This window comes from Lactiplantibacillus brownii (genome assembly GCF_031085375.1).
GTDB lineage: Bacteria > Bacillota > Bacilli > Lactobacillales > Lactobacillaceae > Lactiplantibacillus > Lactiplantibacillus brownii.
The window spans coordinates 1,884,528-1,903,218 of sequence record NZ_JAVCWF010000001.1 but is presented as its reverse complement, the minus strand read 5'-3'; the positions used below and the strand labels follow the sequence as shown (position 1 = coordinate 1,903,218).

18 protein-coding genes are annotated in these 18,691 nt (G+C 41.3%); 16 read left to right on the top strand and 2 right to left on the bottom strand.

Annotated features, from left to right (window positions below; genetic code table 11):
- Positions 1-135: 135 nt before the first annotated feature.
- On the bottom strand, positions 136-1,029 hold the full coding sequence (locus tag RA086_RS09050; RefSeq protein WP_308701964.1) for an IS982 family transposase: 894 nt from the start codon (positions 1,027-1,029) through the stop codon (positions 136-138).
- Positions 1,030-1,179: 150 nt separating this feature from the next.
- Here RA086_RS09050 and RA086_RS09045 point away from each other — a divergent pair, with 150 nt between their 5' ends.
- Positions 1,180-2,073 (top strand): helix-turn-helix transcriptional regulator, encoded by an 894-nt coding sequence (locus RA086_RS09045; protein WP_308703475.1) that lies wholly within the window; start codon positions 1,180-1,182, stop codon positions 2,071-2,073.
- Here RA086_RS09045 and RA086_RS09040 read toward each other — a convergent pair.
- A complete protein-coding gene (locus RA086_RS09040) occupies positions 2,070-3,251 on the bottom strand; it encodes an MFS transporter (protein ID WP_308703474.1) in 1,182 nt (393 codons plus the stop codon). The genes RA086_RS09045 and RA086_RS09040 overlap by 4 nt on opposite strands.
- 576 nt (positions 3,252-3,827) lie before the next feature.
- On the opposite strand from RA086_RS09040, the gene dinB reads away from it, so the two are divergent.
- From dinB to RA086_RS08965, 15 genes are all read left to right on the top strand, one after another.
- On the top strand, positions 3,828-4,964 hold the full coding sequence (gene dinB, locus RA086_RS09035; protein ID WP_308703473.1) for a DNA polymerase IV: 1,137 nt from the start codon (positions 3,828-3,830) through the stop codon (positions 4,962-4,964).
- Positions 4,965-5,053: 89 nt separating this feature from the next.
- Positions 5,054-6,010 (top strand): DHH family phosphoesterase, encoded by a 957-nt coding sequence (locus RA086_RS09030; RefSeq protein ID WP_308703472.1) that lies wholly within the window; start codon positions 5,054-5,056, stop codon positions 6,008-6,010.
- A gap of 2 nt (positions 6,011-6,012) precedes the next feature.
- Entirely contained in the window at positions 6,013-7,356 is a 1,344-nt protein-coding gene (locus RA086_RS09025; RefSeq protein WP_308703471.1) for a DEAD/DEAH box helicase, read from the top strand.
- Positions 7,357-7,872: 516 nt separating this feature from the next.
- Positions 7,873-10,515 carry an alanine--tRNA ligase gene (gene alaS / locus RA086_RS09020; RefSeq protein WP_308703470.1) on the top strand — a complete coding sequence of 881 codons (2,643 nt, stop codon included), beginning with the start codon at positions 7,873-7,875 and terminating at the stop codon, positions 10,513-10,515.
- A 103-nt stretch (positions 10,516-10,618) separates the two neighbouring features.
- On the top strand, positions 10,619-10,888 hold the full coding sequence (locus tag RA086_RS09015; RefSeq protein ID WP_137606438.1) for an IreB family regulatory phosphoprotein: 270 nt from the start codon (positions 10,619-10,621) through the stop codon (positions 10,886-10,888).
- Complete coding sequence (gene ruvX / locus RA086_RS09010) at positions 10,885-11,319, top strand: Holliday junction resolvase RuvX (RefSeq protein WP_308703469.1); 435 nt, start codon at positions 10,885-10,887, stop codon at positions 11,317-11,319. Before RA086_RS09015 ends, ruvX begins: the two co-directional genes overlap by 4 nt.
- 12 nt (positions 11,320-11,331) lie before the next feature.
- Positions 11,332-11,631 carry a DUF1292 domain-containing protein gene (locus RA086_RS09005; RefSeq protein WP_308703468.1) on the top strand — a complete coding sequence of 100 codons (300 nt, stop codon included), beginning with the start codon at positions 11,332-11,334 and terminating at the stop codon, positions 11,629-11,631.
- A gap of 428 nt (positions 11,632-12,059) precedes the next feature.
- Positions 12,060-12,833, top strand: coding sequence for a YveK family protein (locus RA086_RS09000; protein ID WP_308703467.1), 774 nt, complete (start codon positions 12,060-12,062; stop codon positions 12,831-12,833).
- Between the two features lie 14 nt (positions 12,834-12,847).
- A complete protein-coding gene (locus tag RA086_RS08995) occupies positions 12,848-13,570 on the top strand; it encodes a CpsD/CapB family tyrosine-protein kinase (protein ID WP_308703466.1) in 723 nt (240 codons plus the stop codon).
- Positions 13,557-14,330, top strand: coding sequence for a tyrosine-protein phosphatase (locus RA086_RS08990; RefSeq protein WP_308703465.1), 774 nt, complete (start codon positions 13,557-13,559; stop codon positions 14,328-14,330). Before RA086_RS08995 ends, RA086_RS08990 begins: the two co-directional genes overlap by 14 nt.
- A gap of 54 nt (positions 14,331-14,384) precedes the next feature.
- Positions 14,385-15,053 (top strand): sugar transferase, encoded by a 669-nt coding sequence (locus RA086_RS08985; protein WP_308703464.1) that lies wholly within the window; start codon positions 14,385-14,387, stop codon positions 15,051-15,053.
- Between the two features lie 40 nt (positions 15,054-15,093).
- Positions 15,094-15,876: a glycosyltransferase gene (locus RA086_RS08980; RefSeq protein ID WP_308703463.1), complete on the top strand. Its 783-nt coding sequence runs from the start codon at positions 15,094-15,096 to the stop codon at positions 15,874-15,876.
- A 17-nt stretch (positions 15,877-15,893) separates the two neighbouring features.
- Complete coding sequence (locus RA086_RS08975) at positions 15,894-17,180, top strand: hypothetical protein (RefSeq protein WP_308703462.1); 1,287 nt, start codon at positions 15,894-15,896, stop codon at positions 17,178-17,180.
- Positions 17,181-17,183: 3 nt separating this feature from the next.
- A complete protein-coding gene (locus RA086_RS08970; RefSeq protein ID WP_308703461.1) occupies positions 17,184-17,999 on the top strand; it encodes a glycosyltransferase in 816 nt (271 codons plus the stop codon).
- A complete protein-coding gene (locus tag RA086_RS08965) occupies positions 17,996-18,691 on the top strand; it encodes a glycosyltransferase (RefSeq protein ID WP_308703460.1) in 696 nt (231 codons plus the stop codon). Before RA086_RS08970 ends, RA086_RS08965 begins: the two co-directional genes overlap by 4 nt.

Below are 18,691 nucleotides of genomic sequence, written 5' to 3'. Positions count from 1 at the left end.
AGAAAGTTGGTCGATACATAAAAAAATGCCATGGCAAAAATTAAGTCAAATGAGGAATTTAAAATGAATAACACTGAACGAGTTATTAATGTATTTAACGCGTAGTGCTAGTTCCGTAATATTTCTAGTGAAGCACTAATTTATGCTAAGTCCGCTTTTACCTTGAGCTAGATTGCTATGAACCTTGATAATGTTCCATAAAAATAGTGCCGCTAATCGGCTACCTAGGCCGATTAGCGTTCGGGTTCCAGGATGTTCAAAATGGCCAACGATATTCAAATTATTAAAACCTGTTTCAATATATCGTCGTTGATTTTTTAGAAATGAGGAATTTATATGATCTGTTTTCCTCATGTTCTTTCGCAGTGGAAACCAGAAGTTGATTCCTTGTGATTTTAATCGTTCTTGAAGCTTCCGGCTCAAGTATCCGCCGTCTGCTAAGACTTGATGAGCCGGTGCTTCTCGTAAAAGCTCTTCAACTGGTTTTCTATCATCAACGTTTGCTGGTGTCAGTTCCCAGTTCACAAAATAACCGTCATTATCCATCACCGCATGTAGCTTGAAGCCATAATAATATAGTTGCTTGGTTGCGTTATAGCCTTTATGAGCTACACCTCGTAAGACTTTTGCTTGATTACTTCGTCTTGCTGAGACCAAAGTGATTGGGGCACTATCAATGATTTCATAAGTGCTGCCATGCCGATATCGCTTCAATAGATACTGACGGATCAACTTCATTATTTGAAGAAGGTCGCGACACCGACGATTGTAACGACTTCGTTCTGGAACAACCACTCCGGAAGCCGCCAAAGTTTGATGGAAGTGGGTTTCTGAAGGGTCACGTAACGCTATTCGCGCAAGCATACAAGCGATAATCGTGACGTCATTAACTTTTAGTTGACGATAATTTTGACGAAAACGAAATCTTTTTGGCAATAGTTGGTAAATTGGTGTAATTATTTTGATGAATTCTTGGACGGTTGCTTGAATTAAATTGAATTTTGGGATAGCTTTAAGGAGGCCTTGCATTTACGGTTCTTCTTTCTGGGTTTAGTCACCTTAGAAGCTACCGCAAATGCGGGCTTTTTGCATATAATTTGATTTAATCAATGAACTATCCGACAAATGTTACAAGACTAGCACTACGCGTTATTTATTGATTTATTAGCCGGCAAACCGATGACGACCGAACAATTTGTTGAAAAATATCACGTCACGAAGAGGACGGTCCAACGGGATATGGCCAGTTTGCGTGATTTGTTAGCTGAAAGCAATCTAGATTATCAATTTGTCCACCAATCGAGGTCAAATGTGTATGCCTTGCTTGCAACTAATCAGCTGCAAGCAGAGCAGGTCTTGAGCCTATTAAAAGTACTGATGGGAACGCGAGCCTTTAGTCAAGCCGAATTACTGACGCTACGTCGGGCCTTGTTGGGACTGTTAGCACCGGCCGAACGAACGGCCGTGAAGAAGCTCTCCAGTGTTGGGCTGGCGCAATATAAGCCGGTCGGACAAGGTTCTCAGGAATTATTACCATCAATTAAACAATTTTCAATCTGGATTATGCAGAAGACAACGCTGAGTTTTGACTATGTGCATAGTAGTGACGGTCAAGCCCATACTGAAGTTGGCGTACCGATAAGTCTGTATTTTGCTGACTTTTACTTTTATATCGTGATGTTTAATGAGAACCGGCCGCACGCAATTTACCGGTTGGATCGTTTTCAGACGATAAAACCAGTGACCAATAAGCGAATTCGTTTGCGGTATGATCAAAAAATCAATGAGGCGGCGTTTAATAATCAGACTTATTTATTGCATGGGGGTAACGAGTTGACGTTTACTTTCCGTTATTGGGCATTTCCACAGACGGCGCTAGACCGGTTACCGCAATCTCGTGTGATTAAAACGATGCCGGATCACAGTGTGATTATTGAAGCACAATCTTTTGAGCAAGGTATTTTACTTTGGTTAGTCGGCCAAGGACCACGGGTAAAGGTATTGACGCCACAGTCATTAGTCACCTCAGTTCAGAAAGTGCTTAAAGCCACATTGGAAAAATACAATGATTAGGAATGGTTCGTTTTAACGAGTAAGCCGAGACTGAGTAGTCCCAACACAGCTAAGCCGCTGCCAATCCAAGTAAAGCTGACTGCGAAACTGTGATGTTCGATTAGCCAACCAATCAATGGAAAAGCCAGACTTGTCGTCAGACTATACAACATGCTGCTGACACTAAGCAAAGTAGCACGTTGACCGCTGGCAATCAAATTATTGTAATAACTGGTCATGATTGGGGCGATTCCAGCCATTAGCATATTGACAAAAAAGTAGCCACCTAGCATGATTGGGAGCTGATTAGTTCCAGTGAGTAGCAGGGTGAAAATGAGTAAAGTGGCCAGGCCGGTTAATAGCTTGACTGGCGACCAGTACCGTTGTAAATAGGGTGTCAATTGGACACTGATGACGTTTAAAACGGTTACCACGACTAAAATGCCTGATAACAGGCCACCTTTAAAGCCGTGTGCGGCGAGTACCGCTTGAAAATAATTATAGTAAGCTGCACCAATCACTGAAAAAATCGTGTTAAAAATCATTAAATAGGCTAATTGGGGTAATTTATGTAAACCAGTTATTGCCGCCCGAGCAATTTGGCGCAAAGTGAGCGGTTGTCCATTGGGCGTATGCCGGGAAGGTTCATGTAGCGTGATGGCGGCAATCAGCGCCCCAATTGCGGCGACCAAATAAAGTTGGTAGGTAACCAAGGTAAAGTCATGAATTAACCAGCCAGCGAGAATTAGACCGGTCATCCCAGCGACTTTTAAGATCGTGTTCATGACGCTGATAACTTGCGGATAGTGTTTGCTTTGTTGACCATCAACTAAGGTCTCGAAGAGCAAGGTTTCCAATGTGCCAGATTGTAAGCTAGAGGCCCAACCGAGTAAGATGAAGGCACTCGCAAACCACCAAAAACTGTGCACTGGGGCTAGTAGCATAATTGAGGCATGTCCGACTGCCGCGATTCGGCTGGCAATTAACATGGTGCGGTAACTAAAACGATCTGCCAGTGCGCCAGCGGGAACTTGAAATAGCAGACTGGTCAAATGATAGATACTTTCGCATAAGCCAATCTGAACGAGTGATAGGCCGCGTTCTTGTAGGAACATCACCCACAAGCCAGCAATCCCGAAATAGGCAAAAGCAGTGTATAGGTAACTTTGATGGAGATTATGCTGCATTGTTTTAAGCATGTGAACGAACTTCCCTTTGAGTATTATTAGCCGAGAGCACCGGTCCCCACCAGTCGGTTCTCAGGGTTAACGATTTTTTGCAATTCAAATTAATTATACCAAATTCATGATTGTTTCAAAAATCAGGCTCAGGTATTGTAGGGCTCATATTAAATAGGTTATTAATGAGCCACTCTGACGTTAGATCGTGGTGATGATCAAATTGTGAGTAATCTTAAAATCTAATTGGTCTTGGACGACTGTTTAGCGCAGTCCAGAGCGACAAGTGAACAGAAACACCCAATTTAAACGACTTGGGTGTTTTTTGTGTGGCAACGAATCACTGGCTGGTGAGTGCTAAAGACATCGATGATCGTAATGATGAAAGACAGTCTATTCCACTAAACTAGTAGACAGTATGACAGGTTGATTGTATTACATAACGAAACGTTTGAAAAGGTGTGGCACTGACGTCCTGTTTCGTCTTGAGCTTGTAGTGACGGACGCGTCTTCTGAAAGTGTGTCGTTGCCAATCCTTCCTAATTGCCGAACAAACATCCGTTCGTGTATAATGTAATCAACTAGGGAGGGGATTTGATGGCCCAGTCGATTGTGGAAGCGCCAATAAGAATTGATACGAGTCGCAAAATCATTCATGTCGACATGGATGCTTTTTATGCGTCGATTGAAGAACGCGAGCACCCGGCGTATAAAACGCAACCGCTGGTGATTGCCCATGATCCTCGCCAAACTGGTGGCCGTGGGGTGGTGACCACGGCGAATTATGTGGCGCGCCAATATGGGGTTCATTCTGCGATGCCCGCAGCGAAGGCTTTGGAACTTTGTCCTAAAGCGGTCTTTAAGACGCCGAACTTCCCGTTATACCGTCAAGTTTCAGACCAGATCCATGAGATTTTTCATGAATATACTGAAAAGATTGAACCGATTGCATTTGATGAAGCGTATTTGGATGTGACGGAAAATAAGCCACAGCTCCATAGTGCGGTCGAACTGGCACATCGGCTGCAACGCGAAATTTGGGCGAAGACACATTTAACTTGTTCCACCGGTATTTCTTATAATAAATTTATTGCAAAACTCGCGTCAGATTATCGCAAGCCAGCGGGCGTTACCATTGTGTTGCCACAAGATGCTGAAGCTTTTTTGTTACGCGAACCAATTGAAAAGTTTCGTGGCGTTGGCAAGAAGACGGTGCCTAAGATGCATGATCTGGGCATTCAGAACGGTTATGACCTCTTCAAGCAAACTGAAATGGATCTGATTCAGCATTTTGGCAAACTTGGCTACATTTTATATCGGCGCGTTCGTGGCAGTGACAATCGCCCGGTCGAATACTTGCGTGAGCGGAAGTCGATCGGCAAGGAACGCACCTTTGGGCCATTTTTACAGTCGAATGACGAAGTTTCAGCGCATCTGAAACAATTGGCGCAGATGGTCAGTGAAACGATGAAATCACACCAACGACACGGCAAAACACTGGTATTAAAGCTACGTTATGGCGATTTTGTGACGATTACCAAACGGCAAACCTTTGCGGAATTTTTGCCAAATGATCCCGAAACGTTCTATCAATACGCTGAAGAGATTTTCGAAGATGTGGTGGATAATCATTTTGATTCTGGCATTCGATTACTTGGCATTACGATGACGGGACTTGCGCCATTAGCCTTTGAAAACCTTAGTTTGCCACTTTATCCCAATGAACGGACTTAATTCATTTGGCGTGAGGGCAATTGTTCGGTATACTAAAGTACTGTGCCACTTTTAGGCCACCAGCAAATCAGGAAGAGGAAGGATCACTTATGACCGTCCAAACAGAAATTTTAAATTTAATTAAACAAGCAAAAACAATTATTATTCAACGTCACCAACGCCCTGATCCCGATGCAATCGGCAGTCAACTCGGTCTGGCTGACATCATTAAGACTAGTTTTCCCGCCAAAAAAGTTTTGACCCCTGGCAAGCAGTATCATGGCTTCGACTGGCTCGGCAAAATGGATGAAATCACCGAAGAAGACTATCATGATGCGCTTGTCTTAGTGCTCGATACCGCGAACCAACCTCGTATTGATGGTGAATTCTACAATACAGGCAAAACGCTCGTGAAGATTGATCACCATCCCAATGATGATGCCTTTGGCGAACCACAGTGGGTGGACGTTGACGCGTCCAGTACGAGTGAACTCATCTATGAGTTCTATGCCGTCAACGCCGCTGAATTGAAGCTAACGGCTAATGCTGCACGTTTGTTATATGCGGGAATTGTCGGTGATACCGGTCGTTTCTTGTATTCAGCAACGAAGCCCAGCACGATGCGGGCAGCCGCTGCCTTGATGGAAGCCGGCGCGGATGCGACTCAAGTCAATCGAATTGAGGACACGATCACGTTGCCAGTGGCACGTTTGTCAGCCTATGTTTATGAACATCTGACTCAAATGGATTCTGGTGCGGCATACGTAATTTTAACGAACGACATTATGGATTCGTTTGAAATTGGGGATGCCAGTACCGCGGGCGTTGTGCCGTTACCTGGTCGTATCGACACCGTGCAAGCTTGGGCAATCTTCGTGCAACAAAAAGAAGGCAACTACCGGATTCGGTTACGTTCCAAGGGCCCAGCCATCAATGAATTAGCTAAATTGCATGATGGTGGCGGACATCCGATGGCCAGTGGCGCAAAGGCGGCCGACCAACAAGAAATTGAGCAAGTCGTGCGCGAACTCGACCAAGTAGCTCGTCAATATAAGAAAGAGGTTTAACTATGACCGCAAGTTTCAATGATTTTAAACTGCAGCCGTTTTTGATGCAGGCATTACAGGAGATTAATTTCAAAAAGCCCACGGCGGTGCAAGAAAAATTAATTCCCGTGATCGCTGCTGGTCGCAGTGTGATTGGTCAATCTGCAACTGGGAGTGGGAAGACCCACACCTTCTTGTTGCCAATGATCAATAAATTGAATCCAGATGAACGTCGGGTACAGGCGGTTATTACGACGCCTAGCCGTGAACTCGCTTATCAGATTCAAGAAGCGGCTAAACAATTGATCCAGCACAGTCCTAAGGCTCTTCACATCGGTATATATGTCGGTGGGACGGACAAGCAAGATCAGATCGACAAATTAAATCGTCACCAACCCCAACTCGTGATTGGGACGCCAGGACGTATCTTGGATTTGATGCGGTCACAAGCGTTGAACGTGCATACAGCGCAACAATTAGTCGTTGATGAAGCTGATATGACGCTTGATCTAGGGTTCTTGAACGTGGTTGATCAGATTGCTGGGCGGATGCCAGCCGATTTACAAATGCTCGTCTTCTCGGCTACGATGCCACAGAAATTAACCCCATTCTTGAAGAAGTATATGAATAACCCTGTGATGGAAGAAATTCCAGTTGAATCTGTGATTAGTCCAACGATTGATAATTGGTTGATTTCTACGAAGAGTCACGACAAGAATAGTATTATCTATCGCCTGCTGACGATTGGGGAACCCTACTTAGTGTTGATTTTTGCGAATACTAAGGAACGGGTTCAAGAAATTACGCATTATCTTAAAGGCCAAGGCTTAACTGTCGCGATGATTCATGGGGATATTAAGCCACGGGAACGTAAGCGTGTGATGCGTGATGTCCAAAACTTGAAGTATCAATTCGTGGTCGCCACTGATTTGGCTTCGCGAGGGATTGATATCCAAGGGGTCTCACACGTGATCAACGATGATATTCCAAATGATTTGGAATTCTTCATTCACCGGGTTGGCCGGACGGGTCGTAACGGGATGCCAGGGACGGCAATCACGCTTTACAGTCCAGGTGAAGAAGATAAAGTCAGTGCAGTTGAAGCGATGGGTATCAAGTTCAAGCCTAAAGCCATTCGTGATGGTGAAATCGTGGATTCTTATGACCGTAATCGTCGTGAAAAGCGGGGCGCGCGGCATGACAAGCTTGATCCGTCATTGATTAGCTATGTGAAGAACGCGAAGAAGAAGGTCAAGCCTGGTTACAAACGCCGGATTCGGACCAAGATTTCGGATAAGGCGCGGATGGATCGTCGTATTGAACAACGGGCAGCCGCTCGTAAAGCACGTAAAGATCGTAAAGGTTAAAAATTGATTATTGAAACGTCATCTGGTTTGTTGAGATGGCGTTTTTCTGTGTTCTCAGTAGTCTGTAAATGCCTGTACAGAAAGAAATTAGCACTGATTGTAACATTTTGGACCCGATTGTAACATTGTCGTGTTACAATAACGTTCAAAATGTTACAATGCTGATTAATGGGATTAGATTGACTGAGAAATTTGATTGCTAGTGTTTTGACAACATAAATACGTTGTAACTATTGACATGATTCCCACCTAACAGTACAATTTCAAGAGTAAGGACATATTCCATCGCCATGACGGTTTAGAAACGCTTTGGTTGCTGAAAAAAGTGCGGTGTCGATGGAATGCTACCCAGAATGACTGACTAGACAACTAGTCCGTGTCTCAGCGTTAATGAGCTTAAGAGGTAAACGAACACATCGTTGCAAGCAAAGTGGTACCGCGTTAACAGCGTCTTTGCTAGCAACGGTGTTTTTTTGCCTAAAATCAGACCATTTGAGAAAGGGTGCCACCATATTAATGAAAAAATTAAGTAGTAGTGAAATTCGGCAAATGTATTTAGACTTTTTCCATGAAAAAGGTCATACTATCGTGCCATCTGCGTCATTAGTCCCAGTCGATGACCCAACGTTACTTTGGATCAACTCTGGAGTTGCCACGATGAAGAAGTATTTCGACGGCTCCGTTGTGCCAGATAATCCACGAATGACCAGCTCACAAAAGAGTATCCGGACCAATGATATTGAAAATGTTGGTCGGACGGCGCGTCATCATACGTTATTTGAAATGCTTGGGAACTTCTCCGTGGGGGATTACTTTAAGAAAGAGGCCATCAGCTGGGCCTGGGAACTCTTGACCTCGCCAAAATGGTTCGGTTGGGACCCTGAAAAGCTCTACATGACGGTCTATCCTAAAGATACTGACGCCGCCAAGTTCTGGGAAGCGACCGGCGTTAAGCCAGATCACATTATTAAAATAGAAGACAACTTCTGGGACATTGGCCAAGGCCCATCCGGCCCCGATTCTGAAATTTTCTATGATCGTGGCGAATCGTTCAATAATTTAGCCGCAGATGATCCTGAAAATTATCCTGGTGGTGAAAATGAACGCTATTTGGAAGTGTGGAACATTGTGTTCTCACAATTTAACCACACGCCAGAAGGCACCTACGAACCACTTCCACGTAAAAATATTGATACGGGGATGGGGCTTGAACGTGTCGTATCGATTTTCCAAAATGCGCCAACCAACTTTGAAACAGACTTGTTCTTGCCGATTATCCATAAGACCGAAGCCCTTAGTGCCGGCAAAGTTTATGGCAAAAACAAGCAAGATGACGTGTCATTCAAAGTCATTGCGGATCACGCTCGGGCAATTACATTTGCAATCAGTGACGGGGCCTTGCCTTCAAATGAAGGCCGTGGCTATGTCATTCGGCGTTTGATTCGGCGGGCCATCTTGCATGGTCAAAAGTTGGGCTTAACAGATACTTTCTTAGATCAACTGGTTCCAATTGTTGGCGAAATTATGCAGTCACACTACCCTGCAGTCTTGAAGAATGCTGATTATATTGCTAAAATCGTGCATTCAGAAGAAGTACGCTTTAATGAAACCTTGAACGATGGCTTGAGCTTGCTCAACCAATTGATTGCGGCCACGAAAAAGGCTGGCGAGGAAACCTTATCAGGTGTGGATGCCTTCAAACTTTATGATACGTACGGTTTTCCTTTTGAATTGACGAAAGAATATGCGGGCGACGAAGGCTTGAAAGTCGATGAACCAGGCTTTGAACTTGAAATGAAGGCCCAACGTGATCGGGCTCGGAATGCTCGTAGCAATGCGAAGTCGATGGGTGTCCAACGTAGCCTATTAATTGAATTAAAGACACCGAGTGAATACGTTGGCTATGATCATTTGACGGCGGTTAAAGGTGACTTAAAGGATATCATCGTTGATGAAAAACTCGTGGATGCGGTGTCGTCTGGAACCGCTGAAATGATTTTCAGCAAGACCCCATTTTACGCTGAAATGGGTGGTCAAGTTGCGGACCGTGGTGTGATTTTGGACGCCGATGGCACAACTGTGGCTAAAGTAACGGATGTTCAAAATGCGCCTAACAAGCAACATTTGCATACGGTCGAAGTGCTCAAACCAATGCACAAAGACACGACCTACAGCCTGAATGTGGACTTAGCCTTTCATAATAAGGTCGAAAAGAACCATACGGCGACCCATTTATTAGACCAAGCATTGCGGGACGTTTTAGGCGAACATACGCAACAAGCGGGCTCCTTGGTGGAACCCGACTACTTGCGCTTCGACTTCACGCATTTTGGGGCAGTCACTGAAGCTGAATTGGCCAAAGTTGAACAGATTGTTAACGATAAGATCTGGGCCGCTTTGCCAGTTAGTGCCATCCAAACGGACCAGGAAACGGGTCATAAGATGGGGGCCATTGCTGTCTTCACGCAAAAGTACGGTAAAATCGTGCGGGTCGTGTCGATTGGGGATTACTCGATCGAATTTGATGGTGGGACGCATGTTAAGAATTCCAGCGAACTTGGTTTATTCAAGATTGTTTCTGAATCTGGGGTCGGTGCTGGAACTCGGCGGATCGAAGCTGTTACTTCTAAGGAAGCTTTCGAATTGTTATCACAAGAAGAAGGCTGGTTGAAGACGGTGGCCGCGCAAGTTAAGGCACCCCAATTGAAAGATACCACTGACCGGGTCGCACAATTGCAAGCTGATTTGAAGGCTGAACAACAAAAGAGTGCTAGCCTTGAAAGCAAGCTCGCGAAGCAACAGGCTGGGGCAGTCTTCGAACAAGTCGATGACGTTAACGGGACCACTTTAATCGCGCAAGCAGTCCAAGTTTCTGGGATGGATCAGCTTCGTCAATTGAGTGATACTTGGAAAGCCAAGCAATATTCCGATATCTTAGTCTTAGGAACGGTCATCGGTGACAAGGTCAACTTGCTTGTGGCGGTTAGTGATGACAAAGTCAAGGCTGGTTTAAAAGCTGGTGACTTGATCAAAGCCATTGCCCCTAAAGTTGGTGGTGGTGGCGGTGGTCGTCCGACCTTAGCCCAAGCCGGTGGTAAAAAGCCAGCAGGGTTGCCAGCAGCTTTGAAAGCCGCTCACGATTGGGTGGCTGAACAGTAAGTTTGGATATTACGAATGTGTTACATCCAAGTCGATTGATTGTACTTCATATAAGCATTTAGTAGAATAGACTAGAAGCGGAAACTAGCGGGAGGTGCTTTATATGAGTTCGTTAGATAAAACAATGTATTTCAACTTCGATAATGAAGGTAACAAGGATGTTCATGACACGTTAACGACGGTTTATGAAGCGTTACAAGAAAAGGGTTATAACCCAATTAATCAGATCGTTGGTTATTTGCTGTCAGGAGATCCGGCGTATATCCCGCGTTTGAAGGATGCGCGTAACTTGATTCGCAAGCACCAACGCGATGAAATTATTGAAGAACTTGTCAAGTCCTACTTGAAGGCAGATAAGGACGTTAATGCATGAAGTTAATGGGGTTAGATGTCGGTTCCAGAACAGTCGGCGTGGCAGTTAGTGATATTTTTGGCTGGACGGCGCAAGGTGTTGAGATTATTCGCATCAATGAAGATGAAGAAATCTTTGGTTTAGATCGGGTCGCAGAATTGCTCAAAGAACACGATGCGGGCGGATTTGTCCTAGGATTACCCAAGAATATGAACAACACGCTGGGACCACGGGCAGAAGCTGCCCAACATTACGGTGACCTACTAACGGCGCGTTTTCACCTGCCAGTTGACTTTGAAGATGAACGGTTGACGACGGTCGAGGCCGAGCGAATGCTGGTCGAAGAAGCCAATACGTCACGTAAAAAGCGCAAAAAGGTGATCGATAAGTTAGCGGCGAGTTTAATCTTGCAGAACTACTTAGATCGCCATGGTAAACTCACCCAAGAATAGCGAGGAACTAGCATGAGCCAAAACCAAAATAAGTCACAAGATGAAGAAAAAATTACCTTAGTCGATGACGACGGTAACGAAACCTTATTCAATATTTTATTCACGTTTGATTCTAAAGACTTCGGACATTCATATATCTTACTATACCCAGCCGACGCTGCGGAAGATGAAGAAGTCGACATTCAAGCCTACATTTTCAATCCAGAAGATGAAGACAATGGCGATTTGAAGCCGATTGAATCGGATGAAGAATGGGATATGGTCGAGGAAGTATTGAACACTTTCTTGGCGGATGATAGCGGGATGCAATAAGCGTCTTAATTGAATAGCAGTAGGGAGCTCTCAGATTAGTGATAATCTGGGGGCTTTTTTGTATAAATGAGATTTGAAATTGTATAAATATAAGTAACGCTGAATTGTATCAGTCAATAATAATTATAATATATGGTTTTGAATCAGTTTAAGATAGTCGAACGTCTTTGTACTAAATAATGAAACGGGTAAAGCATACAAGTAATGGACAATACAGCCGTTAAACCCTGTTCTTAAGCACCTTATGTGTCGTTTTGGTAACAAAACCCCTATAACACATTGACAAGTCTTTACATAAATATTTAAGTTAATAATGATTAATTTATTAATTACTTAATATTATGGAATCATGCAGTTACCTCTGATAAATGTTTTAGGTATAAATTTTACTTATCATGGGTGCAATTATTTTGAGTGGAGCGTGAATGATGGATCAAGCAGTAAGTTTTGACTTTTTTATCCGGCTAGTCCGTAAGTATTGGCGAGCATTAATTGCCTGGACCGTGGCCGGATTTTTAGTTGCGGCTGGGATCACTTTTTTTGTGATTACCCCGCAGTATAAATCGAGTGTCCAAATTTTGGTTAGTCGGCATAGTGAGAATGCCGCTACTCAATACACGGATCAACAAGCCGATGTTCAAATGATAACGACTTATAAGGAATTGATTACGAATCAGGTTATCTTGAATCCAGCACGTAAGGCGCTGCAAAAGCAATATGGCTTTACCCGTTCGTTAGGGAGTTTAAAGAACGAAGTTTCCGTTTCTAGTACGCAAAACTCACAGGTCTTTTCTATTGATGTGACGGATTCGGATGCGACACAAGGGGCAGAAATTGCGAACCAAGTTGCAAAGAGTTTCAAGCAACAAGTGAAAAAGATTATCAAAGTCAACAATGTCACGATTGTATCACCGGCGAGCCCAGCCAATGCGCCAGCTTCACCTAAGAAAGCAATCAATTTATTAATCGGATTGGTTGCTGGTTTACTACTTGGCTTTGTCTATGCCAGCGTTCGGATCTTAACTGATCGTCGTGTTCATGATATCGATTTCTTAACTGATGAACTAGGATTAACTAGCTTGGGTCAAGTCAACCATCAACATCATCATAACCATGTCAGTCAACAAGTTACAAAATTACAAAACAATCAAATGGACGAGGATGCGGATCAGAAGGTTCGACAAACTCGTCGACGCGTGTAGCGAGGAGGGTGTCTATGTTTAATCGAAAAAGAAAGGCGACGACGATGACGGCGGCAATTAATTTGACGACGATTGTTGATCCAACTTCAGTCATTACTGAACAGATCAAGACTATTCGGACCAACATTAATTTCGCTGCGACTGATCATAAGCTACGGACGTTAATGATCACTTCTGCCACACTGGGAGAAGGAAAGTCGACTGTTAGTGCAAATTTAGCCGTTGAATATGCTAATGAGGGTATGCAAGTTTTATTAGTAGATGCAGATTTGCGACGGCCAACTATTCATAAAACATTCGGTTTGTCCAATCAGAGAGGATTGAGCTCATGGCTAGGTCATCAAACGACGGATATTAACAAAGCAATCCAACCTACGATTGACAATCTCTTCGTGATGACCAGTGGTCCTAAGCCACCGAACCCAGCAGAATTATTGGGAAGTCAGATGATGACTGAATTCTTGACTTCGGCAACCAGAAAATTGGACTTAGTGATTGTCGATGCACCACCAATTTTGCCAGTCACTGATTCTCAGTTATTAGCGAATAAAGTTGATGGAACTGTTTTGGTTGTTCGCCAAAATGTGGCTCAAAAAGCCGCAGTACGTGATGCTGTAACTGCCCTAAAACGGTCACATGCGAACATCTTGGGGACGGTCTTGAACGATGTTTCGGATGGCCAACATAATGGCTATTATGGCTATAATAACGGGTATTACAGTGATGAAAAGAAATAATTTAGTGGATTTGCATTGTCATATTTTACCAGAAATTGATGATGGGTCACCATCCATGGCGACCTCAATTGAGTTAGCTCATCAGGCGGTGGCAGATGGTATTAAATATATTTTAGCAACACCTCATCATATGGATCGTCATTATATTAATCATGCTTCAGCGGTTAGACAGGCCGTGATTGACTTTCAAACTGAATTGGACCGACAAGGAATTGACTTACAAGTATTTCCGGGTCAAGAGGTCCATTTGAATGGTGAAATGATGACTAATTTAGACGATTTATTGGGGATTGATGAGGATCGCAAGTATATGTTACTGGAACTACCACATGAGATGGTACCCAGTTACTTGGATGACGTCATCTTTCAGTTGTCTTGTGAAGGAATCACGCCAGTAATTGCCCATCCAGAGCGTAATGCACGAATTATTGCTGAACCAGAGATTTTATATAACTTGGTTAAGCAAGGTGTCTTGGCTCAAGTTACTGCGACTAGTTTGGTGGGTACTTTTGGTAAACAGGTTCAGAAGACAGCAAAAGAGTTTGTAAGATGCGGACTGGTTCAAGTGGTCGCATCTGATGCGCATGTCTTGAATAATCGAGAATTTGCAATGACCAAAGCTTATCAGGTCTTGTCAGAGATGGATTCAGATTATTCAGGACAGTTTGCACAGAATGCACGGGATTTATTGAATGGTGATGACGTTAGTGTGGAAACTATCGAAATGCCACGGAAGAAGCGGAAGTTTGGGTTGTTTTAGTGCTTTTTATCTATTGTAAATTTAGTTATCAAACAAAAGGTATCGGTGTCGCATATGGAATATGGTGGTAACAATTTGAAGTCAATTATTATTGACCAGCAATCGCAAAAACAACGTGTCGGTTATCATCTAATTAAACGCTGTTTTGATTTTATTGCAAGTTTATTTGGATTAGTGATACTCTCACCTTTATTTTTGGCTGTTTCATTAGCTATAAAGATAGAGGATCACAAAGGAACAGTCTTTTACTCACAGATACGTGTCGGTGAAAATAAAAAGAAATTCGGAATGTTCAAATTCAGGTCAATGGTATCAAATGCGGATGAATTGTTAGCAACTTTATTACAACAAAATGAAGTTGATGGTGCAATGTTCAAAATGAAAGAGGATCCTCGTATTACTAAAGTTGGAAAATTCATTCGAAAATATAGTATTGACGAATTACCACAGTTGCTCAATGTACTTGTTGGAAATATGAGCTTGGTCGGACCTAGACCACCTTTACCTCGTGAAGTTTCAGATTATTCTGAATATGATAAGCAACGCCTTATTGTAAAGCCTGGATGTACAGGACTTTGGCAAGCAACTGCTCGGAATAGTGTCGGGTTTGATGAAATGGTTGAAATTGATTTGAAGTATATCCAAAAATGTTCTGTTTTGTTTGATCTATATATTGTTTTTCAAACGGTACGGGTATTTGTTAAGCCCAATAATGCATATTAATGGAATCAAATTATTTTGAAAATCAGATTGGGGTGTAATCATGAGTGAGCTTTCTATTTCCATTGTTTTATATAATAATAGTGCAGGCCAAATAGATAAAGTTGTAAAAAACCTATTAAATGTGACTCGGAGTTTTACCGGTGTTGAGATATTTTTAATTAATAATTCGCGTGATAATTATTACTTGAACTGGTTTTTAAAGCGATATGAGAATAGCAAACAGATTCATATTGTTACTGCTGATAAGAACCGTGGTTTTGGTGCAGGAAATAATTTAGTGTTAAATAGATTAAATAGTGAGTATCACATTGTGATGAATCCGGATGTGATGATAAGTGATGCCTTAGAACTGAAAAAAATGGTTCATTATATGGATGAGAATACTGAGTACGGATTGCTATCACCAGTTGTAAAGTTTCCAGATGGAAAGGTTCAGCATTTGCTAAAACAAAAATCAAATGTTTTAGATATGGCATTAAGATTTACAGGCTTTCCAGGTTTTAGTAGCAGAAAAGAAAAGTTTGTTAGTCTTCCTGATGGGTATGCATCAACTCACCCGGCGGAAAATGTTCCCGGGTCATTCATGCTATTTAGGACAAAGATATTGAAAGATATTGATGGTTTTGATCAAAATTACTTTCTATATATGGAAGATTGTGATATTACAATGAAAATTAATCAAGTTTCACAAACTATATTTTATTCTGAAGCTTATGTATATCACGAATGGCAGAGAGAAAATAAGAAATCATTGCGTGGAATAATCAGGATGCTTCAAAGTATGGTTAAATATTTTAATAAATGGGGATGGCAACTTTACTGATAGGGGAAAGTTGCTGTTTGAATAATACAAGTAATGATACGGAGAATATGGTGCATAAAATGAAGCTGAAGAGTAAGGGTAACACACTAATGAATCCGTTTTTTCTGTTTGCGATGGCTTTTTTTGTAGTCTTAATTTTATATTCTCTAAGATTATCAGAGTTCAATACCATTTTAGAAAAAAGGTTATTAATATTCTTAGTTGTAACTATATTATTAAATTTTATTTTATATGTTGTTTTTCGAAAGCGGTGGGCATTTCAAATTAACAATACTGTGATAAATCAGAATGGTTTGTCAAAAGGATATGGCAATATTAGTGTAACTTTTTTGCTGTTGGGATTAGCGGAAGCAATATATTCTCATGGTTTGCCAATTTTGGGACAAGTTAATTATAAAGATTATGGTATGCCAGTAATTCACGTAATTCTGGTTTGCTGTGATTCTTTTTATATTTTATTTCTCGCAAAAAATTTCTTTAATAAGAATGTGAGCCAGAGGGGGAAAATTGTCTGGAATATGATTATTAGCGCAATTCCGTTGCTTTTTGCCCTATCGAGGGGAACGATAGTAATTATACTAATTGGCATTGCTATACTTTTTATTACGTCGAGATCTGATCGACTGAGAACACGTTCATCTTTAATGATAGTATTTTTGCTATGTATGGGCTTATATTTGTTTGGTATTGCTGGTAATTATCGGATGAATCACGACTATATGAAAGATGAAAATTTAAATCAGTCGAGTTTGATACTATCTATTGGGAAAGCTAACGATAAGTTTGAGAATTCAAAGATTCCAGCACCTTTTTTTTGGACATATATTTATACTACCTCGCCATTGTCTAATTTAAATATGAATATTCAGTCGGTTAGTGTTGATTCTGCTAGTTATACGCCGAGACGAGGAACGGAGTATGCTGTGGTGAATTTTTTGCCCGATTTTATTTCGAAAAGAATTTATCCGCTATATACTTCTGAATTTAATCCCTGGTTAGTTACACCGGAATTTACGGCATCAAGTGCTTTGGTGGTACCGTATTTAATGCTCGGATGGGTTGGCCTGTATATATTTATGGTATACGAATTAATGTTTCCGATTGTATATTTTTGGCTGGTTATCAAAATAGCACCATCGTATTTTGATATTGCTTTTACACTAGTATCAACTATGTATTTATTGATGCCCTTTGCTAATTTCTTTGCTTTCAGTGCACTGTCAATTCAGTTGTTTTTACCTTTTATATGTGCATTCTTCAGAAAAAGTAAAAAAGGGTTGAGCCAAATTACCCTTAAGGAGTAAAAAATGACAAAAGTTAAACATGCGTTTTTGGTTGTAATCTATAATCGCCCTGCCAGCAATTGTGTAGCACTTACTGCTGTATTGGAGAATTTGAATGACTCACAAAAACTTGTCATTTATGATAATTCAGTCCAAAGTCAGATGGATATTAAATTACCAGAAACCGTAGTTTATAAACATGATAGTCGTAATAAAGGATTATTTACTGCTTATAATTACGCGGTAGATTTATGTCGTGATTTAAAAATAAAATGGTTGACGATTTTTGATCAGGATACATGTATACCTTCTGCTTATTTTAAAATTCTTAATGAAAAACTTACGCATCAAGCCAATGGTGTTGGATGTATTGTACCCAATGTGTATATAGAAAAAGGTAAGAAAATTTCACCATTCATAATAGAAAACAATTTGTTTTTATTTAATAAAAATAGTAATAAGACTCTAGGTGCTATAAATTCAGGTTGTACTATTAATATTAATGCATTTGATAATACTCGGATATTTTCGCCAAGTTTTCCACTCGATTTTCTTGATTACGATTTTTTTTGGAAGTTGAAAAGAAATAATTTGAAGGTATCTTGTATTCATATAAATCTAGTACAAGAACTGTCGGTGTCTGATTATAAAACAATGACTGACAGACGGTTTTGTAGTTTTATTTGTAGTGAGAGAAAGTTCATAATGAAACGGTATCCACAAATGCTCTTACAATATAAGCTTAAAATGATTGTGAGATTATTGAATATGGTCTTGAAGAATGTACAAATTAGTAAGATTAAATTTGCTGTGAAGGCTTTGAGAGGAAAGTGTGTATGATTTCTGTTTGTTTAGCTACATATAATGGAGAACGGTATATAAAAGAACAACTGCAATCAATTTTAAAACAGTTAGCCCAAAAAGATGAGATCATTGTGGTAGATGATGTCTCAACGGATCATACTGTATCCATAATTCAACAATTGAATGATAGTCGAGTAAAATTATTCAGGAACGAGCATAATTTGGGACCAATTAAGTCCTTTCAAAAAGCGCTGGAAATATGTATTGGGGATTATATATTTTTATCTGATCAAGACGATGTTTGGTTGGATGAAAAGGTTCATAAAGTTTTACTTTGCTTTGAACAACATCATGCACAACTTGTAGTGCATGATTCGATAGTTACTGATGCTCAGCTAAACACAATTTCAAATTCATGGAATTTGTACAACCGTAACCGGTTTACAAGTAGCTGGCTTTTAACCGTAATCAAGAATCCATATACAGGCGCTAACATGGCATTTACACGGTCTGTAATAGAAAATACAGTCCCTTTTCCGTCAAAAATCCCTATGCATGATAGTTGGCTTGGGGCTTATTGTCAAAAGAAGGGGTTGCGTATAGATATATTGTCGGAGGCACTTTCTTTGTATAGACGTCACGAGGATACTGTTACTGGTGGGTCACATAAAATAATAAAAATGTTAATGGATAGAATGTTGTTGTTCAAGGCGTTGTGGAGGTGCTGA